Annotated in this window: 21 protein-coding genes; 9 read left to right on the top strand and 12 right to left on the bottom strand. The window is 70.8% G+C overall.

All coding sequences use genetic code 11. The features are described 5' to 3' along the window. Positions 1 to 8: 8 nt before the first annotated feature. The 6 genes from ABT004_RS06505 to ABT004_RS06480 form a co-directional block, all read right to left on the bottom strand. Positions 9 to 1,418, bottom strand: a complete 1,410-nt coding sequence (locus ABT004_RS06505; protein WP_351331877.1) for an MFS transporter — start codon at positions 1,416 to 1,418, stop codon at positions 9 to 11. Positions 1,419 to 1,570: 152 nt separating this feature from the next. Continuing rightward, positions 1,571 to 2,545 (bottom strand): dipeptidase, encoded by a 975-nt coding sequence (locus tag ABT004_RS06500; protein WP_351331876.1) that lies wholly within the window; start codon positions 2,543 to 2,545, stop codon positions 1,571 to 1,573. Positions 2,546 to 2,549: 4 nt separating this feature from the next. Next, positions 2,550 to 3,287, bottom strand: a complete 738-nt coding sequence (locus ABT004_RS06495) for a hypothetical protein (protein WP_351331874.1) — start codon at positions 3,285 to 3,287, stop codon at positions 2,550 to 2,552. 2 nt (positions 3,288 to 3,289) lie between these two features. Continuing rightward, the gene (locus ABT004_RS06490) at positions 3,290 to 4,984 is read right to left on the bottom strand and encodes a hypothetical protein (protein WP_351331872.1); all 1,695 of its coding nucleotides are present in this window, start codon (positions 4,982 to 4,984) and stop codon (positions 3,290 to 3,292) included. 83 nt (positions 4,985 to 5,067) lie between these two features. After that, the gene (locus ABT004_RS06485; protein WP_351331870.1) at positions 5,068 to 5,796 is read right to left on the bottom strand and encodes an IclR family transcriptional regulator; all 729 of its coding nucleotides are present in this window, start codon (positions 5,794 to 5,796) and stop codon (positions 5,068 to 5,070) included. Positions 5,797 to 5,949: 153 nt separating this feature from the next. Next, positions 5,950 to 7,485: a glycoside hydrolase family 18 protein gene (locus ABT004_RS06480; RefSeq protein WP_351331868.1), complete on the bottom strand. Its 1,536-nt coding sequence runs from the start codon at positions 7,483 to 7,485 to the stop codon at positions 5,950 to 5,952. A gap of 72 nt (positions 7,486 to 7,557) precedes the next feature. On the opposite strand from ABT004_RS06480, the gene ABT004_RS06475 reads away from it, so the two are divergent. Beyond that, positions 7,558 to 8,022, top strand: a complete 465-nt coding sequence (locus ABT004_RS06475) for a TetR/AcrR family transcriptional regulator (RefSeq protein WP_351331866.1) — start codon at positions 7,558 to 7,560, stop codon at positions 8,020 to 8,022. Here the strand turns inward: ABT004_RS06475 and ABT004_RS06470 are convergent. Next, the gene (locus ABT004_RS06470; RefSeq protein ID WP_351331864.1) at positions 7,943 to 8,842 is read right to left on the bottom strand and encodes a helix-turn-helix domain-containing protein; all 900 of its coding nucleotides are present in this window, start codon (positions 8,840 to 8,842) and stop codon (positions 7,943 to 7,945) included. The genes ABT004_RS06475 and ABT004_RS06470 overlap by 80 nt on opposite strands. 157 nt (positions 8,843 to 8,999) lie before the next feature. Between ABT004_RS06470 and ABT004_RS06465 the strand changes: the two genes are divergently transcribed. Beyond that, positions 9,000 to 9,818 (top strand): phytanoyl-CoA dioxygenase family protein, encoded by an 819-nt coding sequence (locus ABT004_RS06465; RefSeq protein ID WP_451187661.1) that lies wholly within the window; start codon positions 9,000 to 9,002, stop codon positions 9,816 to 9,818. Positions 9,819 to 9,823: 5 nt separating this feature from the next. On the opposite strand, the gene ABT004_RS06460 is transcribed toward ABT004_RS06465, so the two are convergent. Continuing rightward, a complete protein-coding gene (locus ABT004_RS06460) occupies positions 9,824 to 10,147 on the bottom strand; it encodes a hypothetical protein (protein ID WP_351331862.1) in 324 nt (107 codons plus the stop codon). A 181-nt stretch (positions 10,148 to 10,328) separates the two neighbouring features. After that, the gene (locus tag ABT004_RS36365; RefSeq protein WP_370443954.1) at positions 10,329 to 10,406 is read right to left on the bottom strand and encodes a 50S ribosomal protein bL37; all 78 of its coding nucleotides are present in this window, start codon (positions 10,404 to 10,406) and stop codon (positions 10,329 to 10,331) included. Positions 10,407 to 10,611: 205 nt separating this feature from the next. Here ABT004_RS36365 and ABT004_RS06455 point away from each other — a divergent pair, with 205 nt between their 5' ends. Continuing rightward, complete coding sequence (locus ABT004_RS06455; RefSeq protein ID WP_351331860.1) at positions 10,612 to 11,457, top strand: PP2C family protein-serine/threonine phosphatase; 846 nt, start codon at positions 10,612 to 10,614, stop codon at positions 11,455 to 11,457. A 112-nt stretch (positions 11,458 to 11,569) separates the two neighbouring features. Further along, the gene (locus ABT004_RS06450; RefSeq protein WP_351331858.1) at positions 11,570 to 12,550 is read left to right on the top strand and encodes an MASE1 domain-containing protein; all 981 of its coding nucleotides are present in this window, start codon (positions 11,570 to 11,572) and stop codon (positions 12,548 to 12,550) included. A gap of 47 nt (positions 12,551 to 12,597) precedes the next feature. On the opposite strand, the gene ABT004_RS06445 is transcribed toward ABT004_RS06450, so the two are convergent. The 3 genes from ABT004_RS06445 to ABT004_RS06435 all read right to left on the bottom strand — a co-directional run bounded on the left by ABT004_RS06445 (position 12,598) and on the right by ABT004_RS06435 (position 14,684). Beyond that, positions 12,598 to 13,047, bottom strand: a complete 450-nt coding sequence (locus ABT004_RS06445) for a Fur family transcriptional regulator (RefSeq protein WP_351331856.1) — start codon at positions 13,045 to 13,047, stop codon at positions 12,598 to 12,600. Continuing rightward, the gene (locus ABT004_RS06440; RefSeq protein WP_351331855.1) at positions 13,047 to 13,253 is read right to left on the bottom strand and encodes a DUF2180 family protein; all 207 of its coding nucleotides are present in this window, start codon (positions 13,251 to 13,253) and stop codon (positions 13,047 to 13,049) included. The genes ABT004_RS06445 and ABT004_RS06440 overlap by 1 nt, the downstream gene beginning before the upstream one ends. Positions 13,254 to 13,361: 108 nt before the next feature. Then, positions 13,362 to 14,684, bottom strand: a complete 1,323-nt coding sequence (locus ABT004_RS06435) for a family 43 glycosylhydrolase (RefSeq protein WP_351331853.1) — start codon at positions 14,682 to 14,684, stop codon at positions 13,362 to 13,364. A gap of 302 nt (positions 14,685 to 14,986) precedes the next feature. Here ABT004_RS06435 and ABT004_RS06430 point away from each other — a divergent pair, with 302 nt between their 5' ends. Genes ABT004_RS06430 through ABT004_RS06410 form a run of 5 tightly spaced genes read left to right on the top strand, consistent with a single transcriptional unit; the run spans position 14,987 to position 19,736 of the window. Next, positions 14,987 to 16,234, top strand: a complete 1,248-nt coding sequence (locus ABT004_RS06430; protein WP_351331998.1) for an ROK family transcriptional regulator — start codon at positions 14,987 to 14,989, stop codon at positions 16,232 to 16,234. Between the two features lie 19 nt (positions 16,235 to 16,253). After that, a complete protein-coding gene (locus ABT004_RS06425) occupies positions 16,254 to 17,066 on the top strand; it encodes an ABC transporter permease (RefSeq protein ID WP_351331851.1) in 813 nt (270 codons plus the stop codon). Beyond that, entirely contained in the window at positions 17,063 to 17,872 is an 810-nt protein-coding gene (locus ABT004_RS06420; RefSeq protein ID WP_351331849.1) for an ABC transporter ATP-binding protein, read from the top strand. Before ABT004_RS06425 ends, ABT004_RS06420 begins: the two co-directional genes overlap by 4 nt. Before the next feature lie 48 nt (positions 17,873 to 17,920). Next, the gene (locus ABT004_RS06415; protein WP_351331847.1) at positions 17,921 to 18,907 is read left to right on the top strand and encodes an aliphatic sulfonate ABC transporter substrate-binding protein; all 987 of its coding nucleotides are present in this window, start codon (positions 17,921 to 17,923) and stop codon (positions 18,905 to 18,907) included. A 16-nt stretch (positions 18,908 to 18,923) separates the two neighbouring features. Next, positions 18,924 to 19,736, top strand: coding sequence for an MOSC domain-containing protein (locus ABT004_RS06410; RefSeq protein WP_351331845.1), 813 nt, complete (start codon positions 18,924 to 18,926; stop codon positions 19,734 to 19,736). Positions 19,737 to 19,747 lie beyond the last annotated feature (11 nt).

Below are 19,747 nucleotides of genomic sequence, written 5' to 3'. Positions count from 1 at the left end.
ACGCCCCGTCAGGCGGTGATGTCTTCCAGGCTCCGGTCCCGCGTCGACGTACCGAACACGGCGACCGCCACCACCGCGACCACGATCACGGCGCACAGCAGCAGGAACACGCCGACGAATGTGAGCGAGGCGTAGGCGGCGCCGAGGATGATCGGGGCCAGGGCCGCGCCCACCCGGCTGAAGACGGCGGACGCGCCGACGCCCGTGCCGCGGATCCACGTGGGGTAGACCTCGGGCGTGTACGTGTACAGGGGCGCGTACGCGCCGTTGAGGAAGAACGCGAGCGCCACGCTGCAGACGATCACCACCGCGTCGCTGTGGGTCGTCGCGGCACCGAGCGCGGCCAGCGCGCCCGCCAGCAGGAAGATGACGATGCTCCACTTGCGGTCGAGGCGCTCGGACAGCACGGCTGCCGGGTAATAGCCGACGACCTGGGCGACCTCGATGAGGATGGAGTAGCCGAAGCTCTCGCTGATGGAGAAGCCCCGGTCGACGAGGAGCGTCGGCAGAAAGACGAGGAAGCCGTAGTAGACGAAGCTGAAGCAGAACCAGAGCACCCAGAGGAGTCCGGTCTGTCGCAGCAGCGGCGGACGCCACAGCGCCAGGAACCTTCGCAGTCCGCGCGGTTGGTCCACGGCCGGAGCCGTGGCGGCCGGGCCTGTGGGCACGGGCGCGGGCTCGGGCAACGGCGCGCCGGTGGCCTTGCGGACCTTGTCCTCCAGGCGCTCCACCTCGGCCATCGCCTCGTCGACCCGCCCGCGCGAGACGAGATAGCGCGGTGACTCGGGCAGACTGCGCCGCCAGAACACGGCGAGGATGATCGGAAGGCCGACGACGATCTGCGCGACGCGCCAGCCGCCGTCGAAGGCCTGGATGATGAAGAAGCCGATCAGCGCGGCCAGCACATAGCCGAACGCGAAGAACCCGGCGAGCGAGCCGACGAAGTGACCGCGCCGGGACGGCGGCGAGAACTCCGCGAGGTACGGCATCACGATATTGGCGTTGATGCCGATGGCGATGCCGCCGACGATGCGGGTGGCGACGAGCACGAAGGCGTCGGGGGAGAACGCGCCGAGGATCATCGCCGCGCTGTAGCAGGTCATCGACCAGACGAGGAGATTGCGCCGGCCGGTGCGGTCGCCGATGACGCCGACGAGCAGCGCGCCGATCACGGCGCCGATGAGGGACGAGCTGCCGAGCAGGCCCTGTTCCAGGCCGGAGAGCGCGAACACTCCGCCCACGATGGGCAGCAGGAACGAGACGATCCCGTTGTCCATGCCGTCGAAGGTGGTGCTCAGTCCGCCCTTGAGGAGGATGCCGCGTTGGACGCGGGTGACCGGTAGCCGGTCGAGCCGGGCCGCCACTTCGCGTGTGGCGCCGGTGAGTTGGAGGGATGGGGTGGAGGTCTGTGGGGTCACGGTGACCGCCCTTCGGGACCGGGAGGAGTGGGGGCTGTCTCCTTGCGGTGGTGCGGGTGGTGCATGTGGTGCGTTGGTGCGTTGGCATGGGTGGTGCGGGCGCCGGGGCAGGGCGGGGCCACGCCCCGGCGCGGGGGATCGCACGGTGGGGGTCAGGCCGGCTTGAGGACCTGGCGGTAGAAGCGCAGCCAGTTCCCGCCCATGATCTTGGCGACCTCGTCCTCGTCGAACCCGGCGTGCTCGGACAGGCACTGGGCCAGGGCCGGGAAGTCGGCGGTGGATTCCATCCAGGTGATCGGCGGGGCCTTGGTCTGGGTGCCGGAGAGGGAGGCGCCGCGCTGCTCGGTGCGCGTCCAGCGGCCCTTGCGCATCCACTGGAGTTCCGGCTCGCCGCTCTTGCGGCTCAGGTCGGTGCCGATGCCGACGTGGTCGATGCCGATCAGGTCGACGGTGCGGCGGACCATGTCGCACCACTCCTCGCGGCTGCCTGCCCACGGCCCGCTGATGTTGCGGTACGTGGCGAGGCCGAGCATGCCGCCGCCCGCCGCGAGCGCCTTGAGCAGTTCGTCTCCCTTGTTGCGCGGATGGTCGTACAGGGAGCGAGGGTTGGCGTGGGTCACGGCGACGGGCCGCTCGGAGACACGGATGGCGTCGAGGCCGGTGCGCTCGCCGACGTGGGACAGGTCCACGACCATGCCCAGCCGGTTCATCTCCTGGACGACCTCGCGGCCGAACCGGGACAGGCCGCTGTCCTCGGGCTCGTAGCAGGAACCACCGATGGCGTTCTGGTTGTTGTACGTGAGCTGTATGACCCGCAGGCCCATGTCGTGGAACAGCTCGAGGTAGCGGATGCGGTCCTCGATCGGCGAGGAGTTCTGGGTGCCGAGGAGGATGGCGGTGCGGCCGTCGCGGTGGGCCTGCTCGATGTCGTCGGCGGTGCGCGCGATGCGGATCAGGTCGGCGTTCTCGCGCTCCAGGTCGCGCCAGCGGCCGATCTCGTCCATCGTCTCCGTGGCGTTCTCCCAGAACGCCAACGTCGGTGTAACGCAGGCCAGTTGGCCCGCGCGGAGTTCCTGGAAGACCTCGCGGTCGTAGAGGCTGCATTCGAGGCCGTCGATGTAGAGCACGCCGTCACCTTCCGTCGCTGAGTATGGGGGCCGGGGCGCTGCCCGCCGGCTTGGCGGCCCAGTCCTCGCCGACCTCGCCGACGATCCGGCCGCTCTCGTCGAACACCGAGCGTCCGGTGTGCTGCCGTGACACGTCCGAGTCCGGGGTCAGGGCCTCGTTGCCGAGGTGGAAAAGGCTCCACCACAAGTCGGCAGGTACATCCAGACCGTGCCGCAGTACGCCGTCCAACGGGGGCGCCAGGGTTGCTTGTTGAAGCGGAGCGCAGTCCAGGATCCGCTCGCCGGGCGCCGCGCCGTCGCCGACGGTGAGCGCTACGCCGAACTCGGCCGCCTGCACGGGCAGTACGTCGAGCAGTTCGGGGCGTACGGCGTCGGTCACGGTAATGCGGGCCTTCACGTGACGGTGGGTCAGTGCCACCGCCAGGTCGAGGAGGTCGGGCGCGGCGGCCAGCGCGTGGCGGCCGCGGGCGTCGACAACGGTGTCGGGGCCGTCCGTGCGGCGGTGGCTCCGCAGTGCCGCCGTCGCACGGACGGTGTCCGCGTCCGCGTGGAGTCGGCGCAGCGCGTCGAGGCCGAGGGCCTGCGCGACGACGGCCGTGTCGCGGGCCGCGGGGGCCGCGCCGCGCGGCACACCGAGTGCGCGCAGCACGCGACCGGTCACCAGCAGGCACTCGCGCAGCGAGACATTGACGGCTGAAGAGCCCTGACAAGTGCCCTTACTGGAGGGGGGAGTTGAGGTCACGATCAGTCACGCTCCTCGGGGCGGCGGGGGTAGATCCAGTCGAAGGCGCGCCCCTCGGCCAGGTCCGTGCGGGTTGGCGCGCCGTGGAAGAGGAGGCCGAGCACGCTGCGGCCGAACGCGTCCACGGTCTTGTCCAGGCCGTGGAACGCGGCGTTCATCAGCCGCACGATGTGCACCGGGACGAAGTTCTTCGCCAGCATGTTCATGTGCGGCGAGTGGTGGTGGCGCCCCGCCAGGCCCTGCGCACGGGTCACCGTCCAGCGCTCCTCGGGACGGTCGGCGAGGAATTCGCCGACGAGGGTGTCACCGGGCACCTCGTCGAGGGCGGCGGCGAGCCGCTGAATGTCACCGGGCAGGTCCAGGGCCCACTCGAAGCCCCCGGGCACCTCCTCGACGGGGCCGCGGCGCGGCTCCTCGGCGTCCCGTGACTTGTACCAGCGGAAGTGCCGTTGGTCCGGGTCGTCGAGGTCGTGGGCGAGGGCCCAGGCGTACTCGCGGGTGAGCAGGTCCCGCAGTTCCGTGACGGTTTCCTGCGGACGCCTGCGCAGTGTCTCGTCCGCGGGCTGGTGGCTCAGCAGCGCGTCGGTGTGCTCCGGGCGCAGTTCCAGCAGGACGGCGTCGAACACCTCGACGGCCTCCTGGCACACCCGGTCGTCCGGAAGCCCGGCGAGTACATCACCGAAGACGGCGTCGGGCCCGGCGCCCGCGAGGCGCTCGACGAGGACGCGCAGCCCGTCCGCAACCACGGAAGAGGCCGTGAAGTCGTGGTACGTGAGCGGGTCCTGGTCGTGGAAGTCGACCGCCCGCGCCAGGAGTTCGGCGGCCCGGTCCGCCTCCGCCGACCCCGGCACCACCGGGATGCGGCGGGCCTCGGCCACCGCCGTGCGGCGCAGGGTGAGCCAGCGGTCGAGCAGCACCGGATGGTTGTTCGCGAAGAACACGAGGCCCAGCGCGGAGCCGTTGCCGAGCCCCAGGAAGCGCCGCAGCTCCGGGTCGAGTCGCGCGGCGTGCGGGTCGCGGCAGCGGGCGAGGTGCTCGACCAGGTCCACGGAGAACTCCCGCATCAGATACGCGGCGAGCATCTGCGCGTGGTACGGCAGGCGCAGCGGATGGTCGTCCTCCAGGGCCCCGTAGGAGCGGGTGCCGAAGGTTCCGTTGCCGTCCAGGCCCGTGTTGCGCATCAGATAGCCGACGGGCCACAGCTCCGCGACGCGCGGCTGCCGGCCGGCCGCGAGGTGCTCGATGACGTGGTCGAACAGGCGCAGGCTGCGATTCGAGCGGCACCACACGAGACTGCCGGGCGTGGCACGGCCCGCGTACAGCTTCGGCATCTCCTCGCGGGTCGCCCGCAGGTCCTCGTCGTCGGTCTCGCCCTCGACGAGCGCGCCCATCATGTCCCAGTCGGTGCCGATGATGCGCCCGGTGCGCCCCTCGAGCTTCGGCTCGAAGGAGAACACCATGAAGTCGAAGACGGCCGTGGGCGTGCGCACGCGGTACACCGCCTCGCCCCGTGCGCGCTCGTCGATGTCGAAGCGGACGAGGTCGACCGTCCACCGCTCCCGTGTCATCAGGTGCATGAGCGAGCGGCTTGCGCTGAGCCTGCTCGGCGCGAGGGTGGCGAGCCGTTCGGGGCGCATGAACGCCGTGGCGGGTTCGGGGTGGTCCTCGGGGGGCCGGAGTTCGCTCCGGGTGGTCATGTGACTCCCTTCAGAGGGGGGCTGCGAGGTACGCAGGAGATGCCCTGCCTGTGAGGTACGCAAGGGGCTGCGCGGTGGGCGGGTCAGGCGGACCAGGACGTGTGGTCGTCGCCGAGGCCCGCGGTGAGCCGGGCCAGGTCGGCGGCGCCGTTCGCGAGCACGTCCTTGGCGGACAGCGGGTCGAAGCTGGTCGCGGGGCCGACCGCACAGAGCGTCACGGTCGGGCGGCCGGTGCGGCCGAGGAGCGGGAAGGCGATGGCGGCGAGGCCCTCGTCGGCGTACTCGGGGATGAGCGCGTAGCCCGACTCCCGGATCTCGACGAGTTCCTCGTCGTCCGGGAGCGGGACTCCGCGTTCGCGCAGCGCCGCCAGTGTCGCGTCGTCGGCGTGCGCGATCAGCACCCGCCCCGTCGCGCCGCCCCGCAGCGACATCCGGCGGCCCAGCGCGAGGGTCACATGGGCGGCGGTGCCGGGTTCCGCGCGCTTGACCACGCGGGTCGCGTCGTCGTCGAGGACCGCGAGACACACCGACTGGCCGAGGCGCTCGGCGAGGTCGGAGAGGACCCGGGAGACGCGCTCCCCGAACCCGGCGTGCTGCAACGCCGCGTTCCCCAAGTGGGCGGCCTTCACGGTGAGTTGGTAGCCGCCGTCGGGGAGCTGCTCCATCCAGCCCGCGGCCACGAGCGTGACCAGCTGGCGGTGCACCTCGGAGCGTGTGGCACCGACGGCTCGGGCCAGCTCCGCCACTCGCACGGGGTCGGTGGTCTCGCCCACCACGTCGAGCAGACGCAACAGCTTGAGGGCGGAACTCATGGGCTTTGTCGTGTTGTTCGCTTCATTGGTCGTCATAAAATGTAGGACACCATCCCGTATTTCGTGACGCCAATTATGAAGACCAATCCCGGAGATGAGTCAAGAGGTCGGCAACGACCAAATGTGCGGGGTTGGTTGGCGCGTCGTCCCACGTCAACGCATGTGTGACAAGAAGGCCTTCGTGAACGCGTCGGTCGACTGGCGCACACCGCTGCACGTCGCCGCCGCGGGGCCGCCCGGCCCATCGGGGCACGCGCGGTCGCGGGCTGCCGACCACAGGGAGACCCAGGCCATGCCCTTGGACTGGGCGAACGCACCGAGCTCGGCGGCGTCGGAGAGCGTGAAGACCTCTTCGTCGATGTCGTTGACACCGATCATCGGGGTGACGGCGACGTGCTTCCACACCGAGCTGTCCGAGCCGCCGATGATGCCCTTGAGCTGGGAGTGCGTGGACCGGGCGGTGTCGATGGCGTACCGGCCCATCCGGCCGCGCGGGTGCGGCGCGGGGGAGGAGCCGAAGTTCATGGCCATGGCGTTGACGGAACCGATGTCGACGCCGTGCTTCTTGGCGTTGCGCAGCAGGGAGAGGCCGTCCGCGGTGATGCCACGGGGAAGCGCCGGGAGTGTGAACGACACGTCCAGGCCCGGGTGTTGGCGCTGCAGCGCCGCGACGACCCGGCTCCGCCGGTCCACGCTCGTGCGGTCGGTCAGCGCGTCGCCCTCGATGTCGAAGTCGACCTTGGTGAGCTTGTAGTGGTCGATGACCTGCTCGTACGCGGAGGTGAGCCGTGACATCGACGTACAGCCGCGGGCGAGTTCGTTGCCGCTCTGCCCGCCGAAGGAGACACGTACGTCGCCGCCTGCCGAGCGCAGTGCCCCGATCTTCGCGGCGACCGGGTCACCGTCGAGCGTCGACCTGCCCCACTGCGGGGTGCAGTCACCCTTGGGCTTCACGAAGGCGAGGGTGTAGGTCTTCACGCCCGTGCGGCGGGCGGCCCGGGGTAGATCGAAGGCGGGGGAGAGGGAGGTGTCGACGTACGGGGCGAACGAGACCGGCCCGGATGGGGCGGTGGGCTTCGGCTTTGGTGTGTGCTTCTTCGGCGCGGAGCGGGAGGGCTTCGGTGACGGCGAGGTGCTGTCGCCGGGGTTCGGGGCGGGTATCGCGCCGATGGTGCACGGGGTGCCGTCGACGGAACAGTCCGTGGGCCGCGCGCCGGCTGTCGAGCGGACCCTGAGGGCGAGGGTGAGCGACTTCCCGGCGGCGAGCGGGGCGGCACCCAGGCGGGCCTCGGCGGTCACGTGCCGGCCCTTCGCGACGTAGCGCGCGCCCGACAGGGACGACAGGGTCGAGCCCTTCGGCAGTCTGAAGGACAGCTTCCAGTCGGAGGTCGCGGAGCCGCCGGCGTTGTGGATCACGTACCGGCCGGAGAAGGCGCCGTGCGTAGTCGCCGTGCCCTGATAGCGCGCGGTCAGAGCGGCCGGTTCGGCGCCGCCCGTGGCCAGCAGGGCGCCGCCGACCGTGCCCGCCACCAGTAGCGCGCCACCGGCGACGAGCACGCCGGTGCGGCGGCCGGCCAGGGCGACCCGTGTGCGTTCCGAGCCGGCGGACGCACGCGCTGACAGCCATGCGGCGGGCGAGGTGCGCGGCTTGCGCCGTTTGCCGGCGGAGCCTCGGGGCGGGGGCGCCATGCGGGTCCTTCACGATCGGGTGCGGGGCACGGCGGCACATCGTAGGCGCTGTGCCCGACCTGTGTCCGCCCGGTGCCCACCGGGCACAACTCGCCCCAGCCGAAACGTGACGTTGAGGTTGCAGTCGCCCGCGCCGCCGGGGTGTCCATCGGTGCGTTGCAGCACCACTTCGACACACGCGACGACCTCTTTCGTGCGGCCTTCGAGTGGTCCATCGAGAAGTTGATCGCCCGCTGGCGGGCCTCGGCGGCCGACGAACCGGACCCGTGGCACCGCTTCGAGCTGCTCGTCCAAGCCCTCACCCAGGACCCGGAGTTGGAGCGCCGCTGCGCGACACGCGGATGTGCTGCTCGGCACCGCACGCGCGATGTTCGGCGTGCGCGCACAGTGAGACGCGAACAGGCCGGAACCGTAAGGAAGTTGCCCGGCGCCGTGGCGCGCCGGAACGGAGAGGCTGTCACTCGGACAGTGCCTCCGAAACGCCCGACCGGTACACACTCGGCGGCACCCCGAAGTGTTCCCGGAAGGCGCGGCTGAAGTGGAACGGGCTGGCGAACCCCGAGGCCCGTGCGACCTGCCCGATGTCCAGGTCGGTGGCGTCCAGGAGTTGCTGGGCGTGGCCGAGGCGCGCGGCGCGCACCGACTGCATCGGCGTACGGCCGCTCTGCTCGGCGTACAGGTGCGCGAACCGTGAGGGGGACAGGCCGACTTGGCGGGCGAGGGAGCGGACCGTGTGCGCGCCGCCCGGGTCCGCGGCGATGATCGCGTCGGCCTGCCCCATGCGCGGATCGTGCGGAGCCGCGGCCGCCCGGCCCGCGGCGGCGGTGGATCCGGTGGCCAGGAGCAGCACCTCCTCGATCGCGCCGAGCGCCAGTTCCCTGCCGGGCCCGGCGGAGGCGATCGCGATGCCCGCCGGATCCTGGCCCGGCGGCGCCTCCCCGTCCGCCCAGCGGGCGTCGGCGTGCAGCCGCCGGAAGGCCGCGTCGACCCGGCCACGCGCCGCTGCGGGCACGCCCGCGACGCAGTACACCCCACCGTCCCGGCCGTGCCCGCGCAGCCAGGCCGGCCAGGCCGCGCGCGGCTGGAAGTGCACCCACCAGCCGCCCCAGGAACGTACGGAGGGATCGGTGCGGTAGGCATGCCGGCGGCGGGCGGGGAGCACGGCGAGGTCCCCGGGCCGCTGCGCGATCCAGGGACCGCTGCCCCGCACCTGGCCGCGACCCTCGGCGGTCCACATGAGTAGCCAGTTGGCGGCGCCCGCGGCGCGCGCCACCCGGTAGTCGGCAGGCTGCGAGAACCGCGAGGCGACGAGCAACTGCGCCGGCGGGGAAGGTGTGTCCGCAGCAGTTTCAGGCATGTGCGCGCTGGTGCCCGTCATTCGGTGTCCACCGCCCCCGGCCGTAGTTTCGGATCAGACCGCTTGGCGCGCGGACCACGAGTGCGCAGCAGTCCAGCACACGGTCCGCGCGTGCTCAAGAGATCTCAAGAGAGCCGACGTCCGAGAGGAACACCCAGTGCAGAGACGCGAGTTCACCGCCCCCGACTCAGTGGCCTTCCAGGAAGAGTTCCGCACCCGTGGCTACGCGATCGCCCCCGCCCTCTTCGACGCCGCCGAAACACGCGAACTCACCGACGAGTTCATGCGCGTCCAGGCCGCAGGCCCCGTGCCCGGCCACTTCGAACCCGAGCCGCAGCCGGCCGGCGCCGTTCTCGATCCCCTCCTCTCCCACCCTCGCGTGATGCAGCCGCACCGCTTCAACGACCTGGCGCGGCGCCGACTGCTCGACCCGCGCCTCGCGGGGATCCTCGCGGGCCTCTTCGGCGAGGAACCGTTGGCCGCGCAGAGCATGTTCTACTTCAAGCCGCCCGGCGCCCGCGGTCAGGCCCTGCACCAGGACAACTTCTATCTCCGGGTCGAACCCGGAACCTGCATCGCCGCCTGGGTCGCCCTCGACCACATCGACCGGGACAACGGCGGGCTCGAAGTGGTCCCCGGCACCCACCTCATGGACCTGTTCTGCCCCGAGGAGGCGGACGCGAGCGTGTCCTTCGCGCGCGAATACGTGCCGCCGCCCCCCGGCCTCGTACCCGAGCCCGTCGACATGGAGCCCGGCGACGTCCTCTTCTTCAACGGCACACTGGTCCACGGCTCCGGACCCAACCGAACCCCGGACCGCTTCCGCCGCTCGTTCATCTGCCACTACGTCGGCCGGTCCACCGAGCGCATCGCCGGCTACTACGGCCTGCGCACGATGGACGGGCAGGCGGTGGACGCGGAGGAGAGTACCGGCGGCGGCCCGTGCGGAACCGAGTTCGCACCGGCCCCGCACTGACGACCTCACACCGTCTCGGGACCCGCCCGTCCATTGATCTTGTCGATGGCCTGCCGGGCCTGCTCGCCCGGGGCGCGGCCGTTCGGAACGGACACCGTCAGCGCCGCGGCACTGGGCTGGGGCGGCTTCGCGTGGGAGGCGGGTGGACGGGAACGCAGCCGGTGGCTCACCGCCTCGTCCAGCGTCACGGCCCGCTGCGCCCGTTCGGCGAGCCTGCTCGCCTCCTGCCCGATCGCGGCGACGTCCTCCCACGTCAACCGCAACACCACGGCGAGTTCCGCCTCACCGTCCGGCAGGGCGTGCAGCGGTGGTTGGCCGGATTCCGACATCTCTACGGTCCTCCTCCACGCCTCACAGCGCGTAGCGAGCAGTGCGTCACACAGAGATACGCACGCCCCTGCGGGCGCGTTCAGTATCCGACCGGGCGCGTGGCCGATCACGCGGACCGGCACACGCGAGAGCGGGGCGGCAGATCGCTCTGCCACCCCGCTCTCTTGCTGCCGTCAGTCGTCAGGACTGGGGACGGCTGCCGTGGTTGGCGCCGTTCTTGCGGCGGGCCTTCTTCTTACGGCGTCGCTTCGAGGACATCGATACCTCCCAGGGTGTGGTGTTTCCTGTCGTTCTCCCTGGATCTGTCCAGGCAGCGTGCGTGCGCATACCCGTGATCATGCGTGCCCAATGTGTGTTCTGGGTCACATCATCTAGGGTCACGTGATTCTGATGCGGACGCGGACGTGCGACCGGGGCGGTCCGCGGGCAAAGTGGGGAAGGATCTCCTGGAACGGGGGGAACGATGTTCCGCAGCGAGTCCCTCGAGGACGGTCAGCAGCTGCTGACCAAGCTCGGCGCGCTCACCGCTCGGGCGCAAGAGCTCGCGCAGCTGCAGCGCTCCCGGGTCGAACTGGCGGTGGCGCTGCAACGGGGCATGCTGCCTCTGGATCTGCCCCACCCCGAGGGCGTCCGCCTCGCCGTGGGCTACATGCCCGCCAACCGCGGACTCAACGTCGGCGGCGACTGGTACGACGCCTTCACCATGGCCGACGGGAGCATCGGCCTGTCCATCGGCGACGTCCAGGGGCACAACATCCAGGCGGCCGCGTACATGGGACAGGTCCGCGTCGTGCTGCGCGCGCTGGCCTCCGTCACCGGAGATCCGGGGGAACTGCTGGCCCGCACCAACGACCTCCTGGTGTCTCTGGACCGGGACCTGTTCGTCACGTGCACCTTCCTGCGGCTCGACCCTGCCACCGGCACCCTGGAGAGCGCGCGTGCCGGTCACATCCCGCACATCTGGGCCACCGCCGACGGCCGGTCCGGCATCGACGAGGAGGAGGGCGGGCCGCCGCTCGGCGTCCTGGCGGGCGCCACCTTCCCCGTCGCCTGCCACCGGCTCACCACCGGTGGCGTGGTCGTCCTGCCCACCGACGGCGTCGTCGAGGGGCCGGACCTCGACCTCGACGACGGTCTCCGCAAGGTGCAAAGGCTCGCCGAGGTGACCGCCGCGGCCGGTCTCGGGGTCGACACACTCGTCGGGGGTGTGATGAAGCTGGCGGATTCGGTGGGTCACGAGGACGACGCCGCCGTCCTCGTCGTCGGCCACGACGTCAACGCCGCGGGGCGCCGCCCGCCGGCCGGCTGAGGAGTCCGTACACACGCGGAACACGCGCGGAGCGCCTCGCCTGGCCGAGGAGCCCCGCCCGGTGTCTGATGGCTGAGTGGTGGTTTCTCGGCGGTTAAGGCCGGTCATGGAGATGGCCCTCAAGGCACTCGCCGTGGCCGTCTGCTATTACGTGGCAGGGCGACTCGGCCTGCTCGGCCAGGTAGGTGTCGAGGGCGTGGTGGTCACCCCGATCTGGCCGCCGACCGGCGTGGCCGTGGCCTGCCTGCTGGTGTTCGGCCTGGCCGTCTGGCCCGGTATCGCCTTCGGTTCCTTCCTCGTGATCACCTCTCTCACCACCCCCGACCTCACGACGATCGTCACCGTCGCGGGCAACACCGCGGGACCGCTCTGCGCCTGCCTGCTGCTTCGAGCGGTCGGATTCCGGCTCGACGTGTCACGGCTGCGCGACGGAACCAGCCTCGTCTTCCTCGGCGGGCTCGGCGCCATGCTGATCAGCGCGACGGCCGGCGTCGCGCCCCAGGTGTGGACGGGGTCCCTGGACGTCGGGGACTTCCTGTCCGTGTGGCTGGCCTGGTGGGTGGGCGACGCCATGGGCGTCCTGCTCGTGACTCCGCTGCTGCTCGTGCTGTTCCGGGGCACGTTCCTGCCCCGCCGGCGTGAGACGCAGCGGATACCCGTTCGGCGTTGGGTGGAGGCCGGGTGCCTGGGGATCGCGACCCTGCTGCTCGTGCCGTTCGCCGTACTGAGCTCGCCCGGCATGCTCTTCCTCGTCTTCCCGCTGCTGATCTGGGCGGCGCTCCGCTTCGAGCTCGCCGGAAGCATGCTCTGCGCGCTGTTCGCGTCCGTGCTCAGCACCTACGCGGCGAACGAGCTGCGGGGCTCCTTCCTCGACCTGTCCGACATCGAGGTCATGACCAAGCTCCAGGCCTTCAATGGAGCCGTCGCGCTGACGGCTCTCCTGCTGTCCGCGCTCGTCACGGAACAGCGCGCCATGCGTCACTCCGTACAGCACGCCTGCAACGAACTCGCCGAACTGCTCGAACACCTCGCCGCGGGCGAGGACCCGACGGAGTCCTCCGGCAGGCGCACTCCCGAGGCCCCCGACGGGTGACTCCCCGTGCTCAGGGATGCCGGGCCCGCGCGGCCGGGGCCCGGGTGTCAGACAGGCCGCTCCGGCGCCCGGCTGCAGTCCGCGCACCGGCCCCACCAGGTGACCTCGGCCTCGTCCACGGTGAAGCCGCTGTCCTGGACCGGGTCGAGGCAGGGCGCCGCGCCGACGGCGCAGTCCACGTCCTCGATCCGGCCGCAGGAGCGGCAGACCAGATGATGGTGGTTGTCCCCCACGCGCAGTTCGAACCGGGCGGGGGAGCCCGCCGGCTCGATGCAGCGCACGAGGTGGACACGGGTGAGGTCCTCCAGGACGTTGTAGAGACCCTGGCGCGAGAGACCCGCGGAGGAACCCTCGGGCCTGGACCGACCGATCCACTCCTCCAGATCGGCCGCGGACGCGTGCGACCGGCTCTGGAGCGCGGCCAGCACCGCGCGCCGCTGCGCCGTGCTGCGCAGGCCCTTGCGCTTGAGGAGATCGCCCGCGTCCTGGCCTGTCATTACGCGGCCTCGGCGGCCAGGCAGGTGCGGCAGACGACGCGCCGCCCGGCGAGACGGCTGGTCGAGCGGCTCATGCCGTTGGCCCGCTGTACGTGCGTGGCGAGCACGCGCGCGTGGTCGTGGCAGGTGGCCAGGCCGCAGCGGGTGCAGATGCCGATGCCGGTCGAGTCGGAGCGGTTTTCCTGGATGCAGTCGTAACAAGCCATGTGCGGCCTCCGTGGTGATTTGTTACCGGAGGTGGCAGGCGTCACTGGCTGCGCTGATATGTACCTCGGTCTCTTTGATAGTAGATCCCAGTCTGGATCGAGTCCAATCTAGGTCCGCTTTACGTACAGGCGGTTGCCCTGCGGCCCGGTCCACTCCAGGCGTGCGACACCGGCCACCGCGGCGTCGTCGGAACGCGACGGATCCGCCCAGTAGCCGAAGGCGGGATTGCGGAAGAACGTCGCCCACAGTCCGCCGCGGTGGTCCTCGAAGAAGTTGTTGTGCCCGGCGCCGACACCCGCGGTCCAGCGCTTGGAGTACGGGCCCTCGAGGTGGTCGGCCACGGCGACGACCGCGTCGTACTGGTACTGCGTGCGGCCGGTGCCCGGCGGATCGTAGGCGTGCCGCGCGCTGCCGTCGGTCCCCGTCGAGGTGCGGTCCCACGCCGCGTGCACCAGGAAGTACTTGCCGCCGTACTTGAAGACGTACGCGCCCTCCAGGTACGGCTCGGGCGAGTACGGCGTCTGCTGGAACGCCGGAAGGTTCGTCGTCGGGACGATGTCCTCCATGTCGGGACGGAACTTGGCGTACAGGTTGTTGTGCAGGACCAGCCACGCGTCGTCGCCCTCCGTGTAGAGGCCGCCGTCGATGTGGTGGTACGCGCCCGGCTCGATGAACGAGGGGCCGCCGATGAACGAGTCGCCGAACGGCTTGTCGAGATTGCCCTCGACGAGCCGGTAGGGACCCTCGACTCCGCCGTCGCTCACCAGCATGAAGGAGCCGACCAGTTGGGAGTGGTCGCCCATGCACGCGACGATGTACCACTTGCCGCGGAAGCGGTGCAGCTCGGGCGCCCAGGCGTTGGCCCGCTTGCCGAACTGCTCGTCGTGCCAGTACTCCTGCCACGGCGCGACCACCGTGCGTCCCGGCCGGTTCTCGTCCACGAACTCCGGCGACCAGACCTTGCCGCGCTCGGCGCCGGGCCGGATGCCGGTGGTGTCGGCGAGGCGCCACGGGCCGTGCAGCGACGGGGCGGTCCACACGAAGATGCCGTCGTTCCAGGGACCTGCCGCCGAGAGGCCGGGCACGCGGGTGGTGCCGGTGGCCACGTACAGCGGACGGCCGTCCACGACGAAGCAGTTGACGTAGGTGTCGCGCATCCACACACGGCCCAACTCCCGGTCGCGCGGCCGAAGTTCGAGCGGCAGAACGAAGGAGTTGTCCTCGCGCGGCCAGAGGTCCTTGCGGGTGTCCGCGAGCCCATACGGTTCGAGGGTCGGCCAGTTGGGCGGATACGGCCGCCCCGGTGCGGGCCGGTCGGGCTGTGCGAGCGCGGAGCCCGCGGGCAGTGCCACCGCCCCCATGGTCCCGGCGATGCCGGCCAGTACGCCGCGGCGGGCGATGTGTGCTGCGTTGGTCTCTTCCCGGGTCATCAGGTGTGGCTCCTCGGCTGGTCGGTCTGGGGTGTGCGCAGCATGTTTCAGCGTGCTCACGATTTAAGTCAAGAGCACCTACATAAATGGGTGCGGGAGGTGCGGACCGGCAGTGGCAAGGCCGCTGGTCAGCGGCGAATGTTGCAGTCGTGTGGCGTTCCCCGGACCTCGCGCGGCCCGGTCGCTACGTGCGGACTCCTGTGTCGTCGCAGGTCAAGTCCGGTGCGGGGGAGTGGTGTTCCGGGCGAGGTTCGGCGCGAGTATTTCGTTCCGACTCATTGACGAAAATCGTCGGCCCTCACATGCTGTGCGGCATGCACGAACACGACGGCCCGCTGACGCGGCTCCGGCGCGGCCACGAGCAGTCCGTTCTCGAGCTGCTGCGCAAGCAGGGCCCGCTGAGCCGCGCCGAGTTGGGCATCCGCAGCGGACTCTCCCGCACCACGCTCCACGACATCGTCGCCGCCCTGGTGGGCAGCGGCGCCGTCGTCGCGAGCACTCCGCAGGTCGAGACCCGCAAGCGTGGCCGACCGGTGGAGAAACTCAGCCTCAACCCGGCCGCGGGCGAGGCGGTCGGCATCGACTTCGCACGCCGCGCCGTGCACGTCGCAGCCGTCAACTTCGCCCATGAAGTGGTCGGTTCGGCGAGCGAGCCGCACGCCCCGGACCTCTCCTGGCCCGAACGCGTCGAGCACGCGGAACGGCTCCTCGACGCCCTGGCCACCGGCCCGCCCGACGCCGATACGGGCGAGGCAGATGGCCGGGGCCGATCCTCGGGCGTACACCTCGACGCGCTCACCGCCATCGGAGTCGGCGTCGTCGGACCGATCGCCGACCCCGGCAGCGAACACGCCCACGCCCAGGGCATCGACGGCCTGCCCGACCTGCTGCGCAAACGGTTCGGTGTGCCGGTCCTGCTGGACAACAACACCCGGCTCGCCGCCCTCGCCGAAGCGGTCTGGGGCGCGGCCGCCGACAGCAGCGACGTGCTCTACCTGCGCCTGTCGCACGGCGTCGGCGGCGGCCTGGTCGTCGGCGGCGCACTGCACCGCGGCCGGTACGGCCTGTCCGGCGAGTTCGGACACATCACCGTGGACCCGGTGGGCCGCACCTGCGAATGCGGCGGCACCGGCTGCCTGGAGACCCGCGCCTCGCTCGACGCGGTGCTGTGCCGCTACCGGGAATCCGGCGGCCGGGCCGAGGACCTCGCCGGATTCCTCGCAGCGGTCGATGCTGCCGAACCGACGGCCCTGGCCATCCTCGAGCGCGTCGGCAGCGACGTCGGCGGGGTGCTGGCCGCCGTCTGCCACGTCGTCGGCGCGGGCGTCATCGTCGTCGGCGGCGAACTCGCCGAGGCGGGAGGCGCCCTCCTCGACCCGGTCGAACGCACCCTGCGCAGGCACCTGATGCCGATGGCCCACCCTCACGTGGACCTGCGCCGCGCGACGCTCGGCGAGGCCGGCAGCGCACTCGGCGGCATCGCCCTCGTCCTCCACGAATCCCCCCTGCTCACCCAGTATCCGCAGCCCGTCTCCGAGGAGCACGCGTGAAGCCATCAGCGAGGAAAACATGGCTGTGATCACCCCCGCGCAGAAGACCACCGCCGACACCCCGCGGCAGCAACCGCGCCGCGGCCGCGGCAGACCCCTGATCCTGAACGTCGTGGCCGTGGCGGCGGGAATCGCCGTCTGGGCCGTCGTCGCCGCCCTGGGCTGGGTCGAGAACCTGCCCACCCCGGCGGCCGTGGCCGAGAAGGCCGGCACCATGATCTCCGACGGCACCCTGGCCGACGACACCCTCGCCAGCCTGCGCCGCGTCCTGTCCGGCTACGCCCTCGGCGTGCTCGCGGCGGTGCCGGTCGGCTTCCTCATGGGCTGGTACCCGACGGTGCGCGCCCTGGTCGAGCCGTACATCCAGTTCTTCCGCACCATCCCACCGCTCGCGCTGATCCCGCTGGCCGTGGTGCTGCTCGGCATCGGCGAGGTGCCGAAGATCGCCGTGATCTTCCTGGCCTCGTTCATGTCCTGCGTCGTCTCCTCCTTCCAGGGAGTCGTCGACGTCGACAAGACGCTGATCAACGCGGCCCGGGTGCTCGGCGCATCCGACCGGACCATCTTCGCCAAGGTGGTCGTCCCCGCCTCCACCCCGTTCATCCTCGTCGGCATGCGCATCGGTCTCGGCGCGTCCTGGGCGACCGTGGTCGCCGCCGAACTCATTGGCGCGCAGGAGGGGTTGGGCTACCGGATGCAGAAGGCGTCCACCTGGTTCGAAATGGACACGATCTTCGTGTCCCTGATCTCCATCGGTGTGCTCGGACTCGTCATGGACCGGCTGCTACTGCTGGCCGAACGGCGGCTCACCGGCTGGCAGGAGCGTCGATGAACGGCAAGACAGCACACCACGGGACGACCGACAGCAAGATCAGTTTCCGGGACGTGGTGAAGACCTTCCCGCTCAAGGGGACCACCTTCACCGCGCTGAACGGGATCAGCCTGGACATCGCCGACCAGGAGTTCGTCACGGTCGTCGGCCCCTCGGGCTGCGGCAAGTCCACCCTGATGAGCATGGCCGCAGGCCTCCAGGACCCCGACTCCGGCGCCGTCCTCGTCGACGGCACCCCCGTGTCGGGGCCCGGACCCGACCGCGGCGTGATCTTCCAGCAGTACGCGCTGTTCCCGTGGCTGACGGTCCGCCAGAACGTGGAGTTCGGGCTCAAGTTGGCCTCCGTACCCACCGCGGAGCGTCGCCGCCGCGCCGAAGCGGCCATCACCCTCGTAGGACTCGACGAGTTCGCCGACGCCCTGCCGAAGACGCTGTCCGGCGGCATGAAGCAACGCTGCGCCATCGCCCGCGCCTACGCGGTCGACCCCCAAGTCCTGCTGATGGACGAGCCGTTCGGCGCGCTCGACGCCCTGACGCGCGTGCAGCTGCAGGACCAGCTCCTCGCGACCTGGAGCCAGGAGAAGCGCACCGTCCTGTTCATCACCCACGACGTGGACGAGGCGGTCTACCTCGCCAGCCGCGTCGTGGTGATGGCCGCGCGGCCCGGCCGCATCCACCGCGTCGTCGAGGTCGACCTGCCCTACCCGCGCACCGAACAGATCCGCCTGTCCACCGAGTTCCGGCGCATCCGCAACGAGGTGTGGACCTCGGTCTACCACCAGGACGCACCGACCAACGCCGCCTGACACACCATCACCCCCGCTCGCACGTACCACCCCGAGAGGACATCCAGCATGCCCAGAAACAGGTTCAGGCGCACCACACTCACGGCGCTGCCCGCCGCCCTGATGCTCTCGCTCTCCGTCACCGCCTGCTCCGGCAGCGGTTCGGGGGACGACAACACGGTCCGCTTCGGCTACATCGCCGACTACAACGGCGCCAGCCTCCTAGCCATCGCCGAGAAGCAGAACCTGTGGAAGAAGGCGGACCTGACCGCGAAGGTGAGGGCCTTCAACAACGGCCCCGTGCAGATCCAGGCCCTCAGCGCCGACAGCCTCGACTACGGATACATCGGCCCCGGCGCCATGTGGCTGCCCGCCTCCGGCAAGTCCAAGGTCATCGCCGTGGACACCCTCACGTATGCCGACCGTGTCATCGGGCAGCCCGGCATGAAGTCCATGAAGGACCTCAAGGGCAAGCGGGTCGGTGTGCCCGAGGGCACCTCCGGCGACATGATCCTCAACATCGCCCTGGCGAAGGCGGGGATGACGACGAAGGACATCACCAAGGTCAACATGGACCCGTCCACCATCGTCTCCGCCTTCTCCTCCGGAAAGATCGACGGCGCCGGCTTCTTCTACCCCGCCATCGACACCATCAAGAAGAAGGTCCCTGGCCTGCACGAGATAGCGAGCACCAAGGACACCAAGGACTCCTTCCCCACCGCGTTCGTCGCCGGGAACAAGGTGCCCGAGGCGAAGAACAAGAAGGTCATCAAGGTGCTCCAGCAGGCCAACGACTGGCGCCAGGAACACCCCGAGGAGACCATCGCCCTCACCGCGAAGATGCTCCAGGTCACCGAGGCCCAGGCCAAGGCCGACGCCTCACACGTCGAGACACTCTCCACCAAGGACCTCGTTGCCAAGACCAAGAACGGGGAAGTGGACACGTGGTTCAAGAAGCTCGGTGACTTCTTCGTACGCAACAAGCAACTGGACGACAACACCGACCCCGGGAAGTATTACGTGGCCGACCTGTACTCGGAGGCGTACGCCAAGTAAAAGGGAGCACCGACACATGACACCCGTTCCAGCCCTCCAGGTCACCTCGCTGACGACCACCGCCATCAAGGGACTCGGGGTCGTGCCGCGCGACGAGATCGGGCTGACGAGAACGGGAGTCGCGGGCGACCGGGCCTTCCTCATGGTGGACGCGGAGGGCAACCTGCTGTCCATGACCCGCACGGGAGCCTGGGCCGGACACACCGCCCACTACGCGGCGGAGTCCGGGACGCTGACCGTGACCTGCCCGGACGGCACCGCGGTCACCGGCGAAGTGCGTCTCGGCGGCGCGCTGGAGGTCGACTTCTTCCGGCACCACACGGTCCCCGGACGCGTGGTCGAGGGCCCGTGGTCCGAACTCCTGGCGGACCGCGTGGGACAACCGGTCCGCCTGGTACGCCCCGACACCGACCACGGCGGCGTGGACCTGCGGCCCGTCACCCTGCTCGGCGACGCCTCCGTGGACGAACTGGCCCGCAGGTCCGACCTCGACGCGGTCGACAGGCGTCGCTTCCGCATGACGCTCGGCTTCTCAGGCGGCGCGCCCCACGCCGAGGACACCTGGCAGGGCCGCACGGTGCGCGTCGGCGGGGCGGTGCTGCGCGTCGAGGGCCCGGTGAAACGGTGCGGCGCGGTGAACCGCGACCCGGTCGACGGCTCCGGGGGAGTGCGGGCCCTGTCCCTGATCAAGGGCTACCGGGGCCTGGGCCAGAGCACGCTGGGCCGCGGCGTCCTGTTCGGCGTGTACGCGGACGTGGTGACACCGGGCCGGATCGCACTCGGCGACACCCTGGAACTCGACGCGGCGCAGGCGGCGTTGAGCCGCTGAGGGGCCGCCCG

Origin of the sequence: Streptomyces sp. NPDC002790 (assembly GCF_040295505.1) — a bacterium.
In the GTDB taxonomy this organism is placed as follows: Bacteria; Actinomycetota; Actinomycetes; order Streptomycetales; family Streptomycetaceae; genus Streptomyces.
Note: the sequence above shows the minus strand (reverse complement) of the source record. Positions and strands in the feature narration are given on the sequence as shown.

Coding starts and splice junctions, on each gene's coding strand:
- ABT004_RS06490 (WP_351331872.1), bottom strand. CDS start 4,984: ATGACCACCCGGAGCGAACTCCGGCCCCCCGAGGACCACCCCGAACCC.
- ABT004_RS06485 (WP_351331870.1), bottom strand. CDS start 5,796: ATGAGTTCCGCCCTCAAGCTGTTGCGTCTGCTCGACGTGGTGGGCGAG.
- ABT004_RS06480 (WP_351331868.1), bottom strand. CDS start 7,485: ATGGCGCCCCCGCCCCGAGGCTCCGCCGGCAAACGGCGCAAGCCGCGC.
- ABT004_RS06470 (WP_351331864.1), bottom strand. CDS start 8,842: ATGCCTGAAACTGCTGCGGACACACCTTCCCCGCCGGCGCAGTTGCTC.
- ABT004_RS06460 (WP_351331862.1), bottom strand. CDS start 10,147: ATGTCGGAATCCGGCCAACCACCGCTGCACGCCCTGCCGGACGGTGAG.
- ABT004_RS36365 (WP_370443954.1), bottom strand. CDS start 10,406: ATGTCCTCGAAGCGACGCCGTAAGAAGAAGGCCCGCCGCAAGAACGGC.
- ABT004_RS06455 (WP_351331860.1), top strand. CDS start 10,612: ATGTTCCGCAGCGAGTCCCTCGAGGACGGTCAGCAGCTGCTGACCAAG.
- ABT004_RS06450 (WP_351331858.1), top strand. CDS start 11,570: ATGGCCCTCAAGGCACTCGCCGTGGCCGTCTGCTATTACGTGGCAGGG.
- ABT004_RS06445 (WP_351331856.1), bottom strand. CDS start 13,047: ATGACAGGCCAGGACGCGGGCGATCTCCTCAAGCGCAAGGGCCTGCGC.
- ABT004_RS06440 (WP_351331855.1), bottom strand. CDS start 13,253: ATGGCTTGTTACGACTGCATCCAGGAAAACCGCTCCGACTCGACCGGC.
- ABT004_RS06435 (WP_351331853.1), bottom strand. CDS start 14,684: ATGACCCGGGAAGAGACCAACGCAGCACACATCGCCCGCCGCGGCGTA.
- ABT004_RS06430 (WP_351331998.1), top strand. CDS start 14,987: ATGCTGTGCGGCATGCACGAACACGACGGCCCGCTGACGCGGCTCCGG.
- ABT004_RS06425 (WP_351331851.1), top strand. CDS start 16,254: ATGGCTGTGATCACCCCCGCGCAGAAGACCACCGCCGACACCCCGCGG.
- ABT004_RS06420 (WP_351331849.1), top strand. CDS start 17,063: ATGAACGGCAAGACAGCACACCACGGGACGACCGACAGCAAGATCAGT.
- ABT004_RS06415 (WP_351331847.1), top strand. CDS start 17,921: ATGCCCAGAAACAGGTTCAGGCGCACCACACTCACGGCGCTGCCCGCC.
- ABT004_RS06410 (WP_351331845.1), top strand. CDS start 18,924: ATGACACCCGTTCCAGCCCTCCAGGTCACCTCGCTGACGACCACCGCC.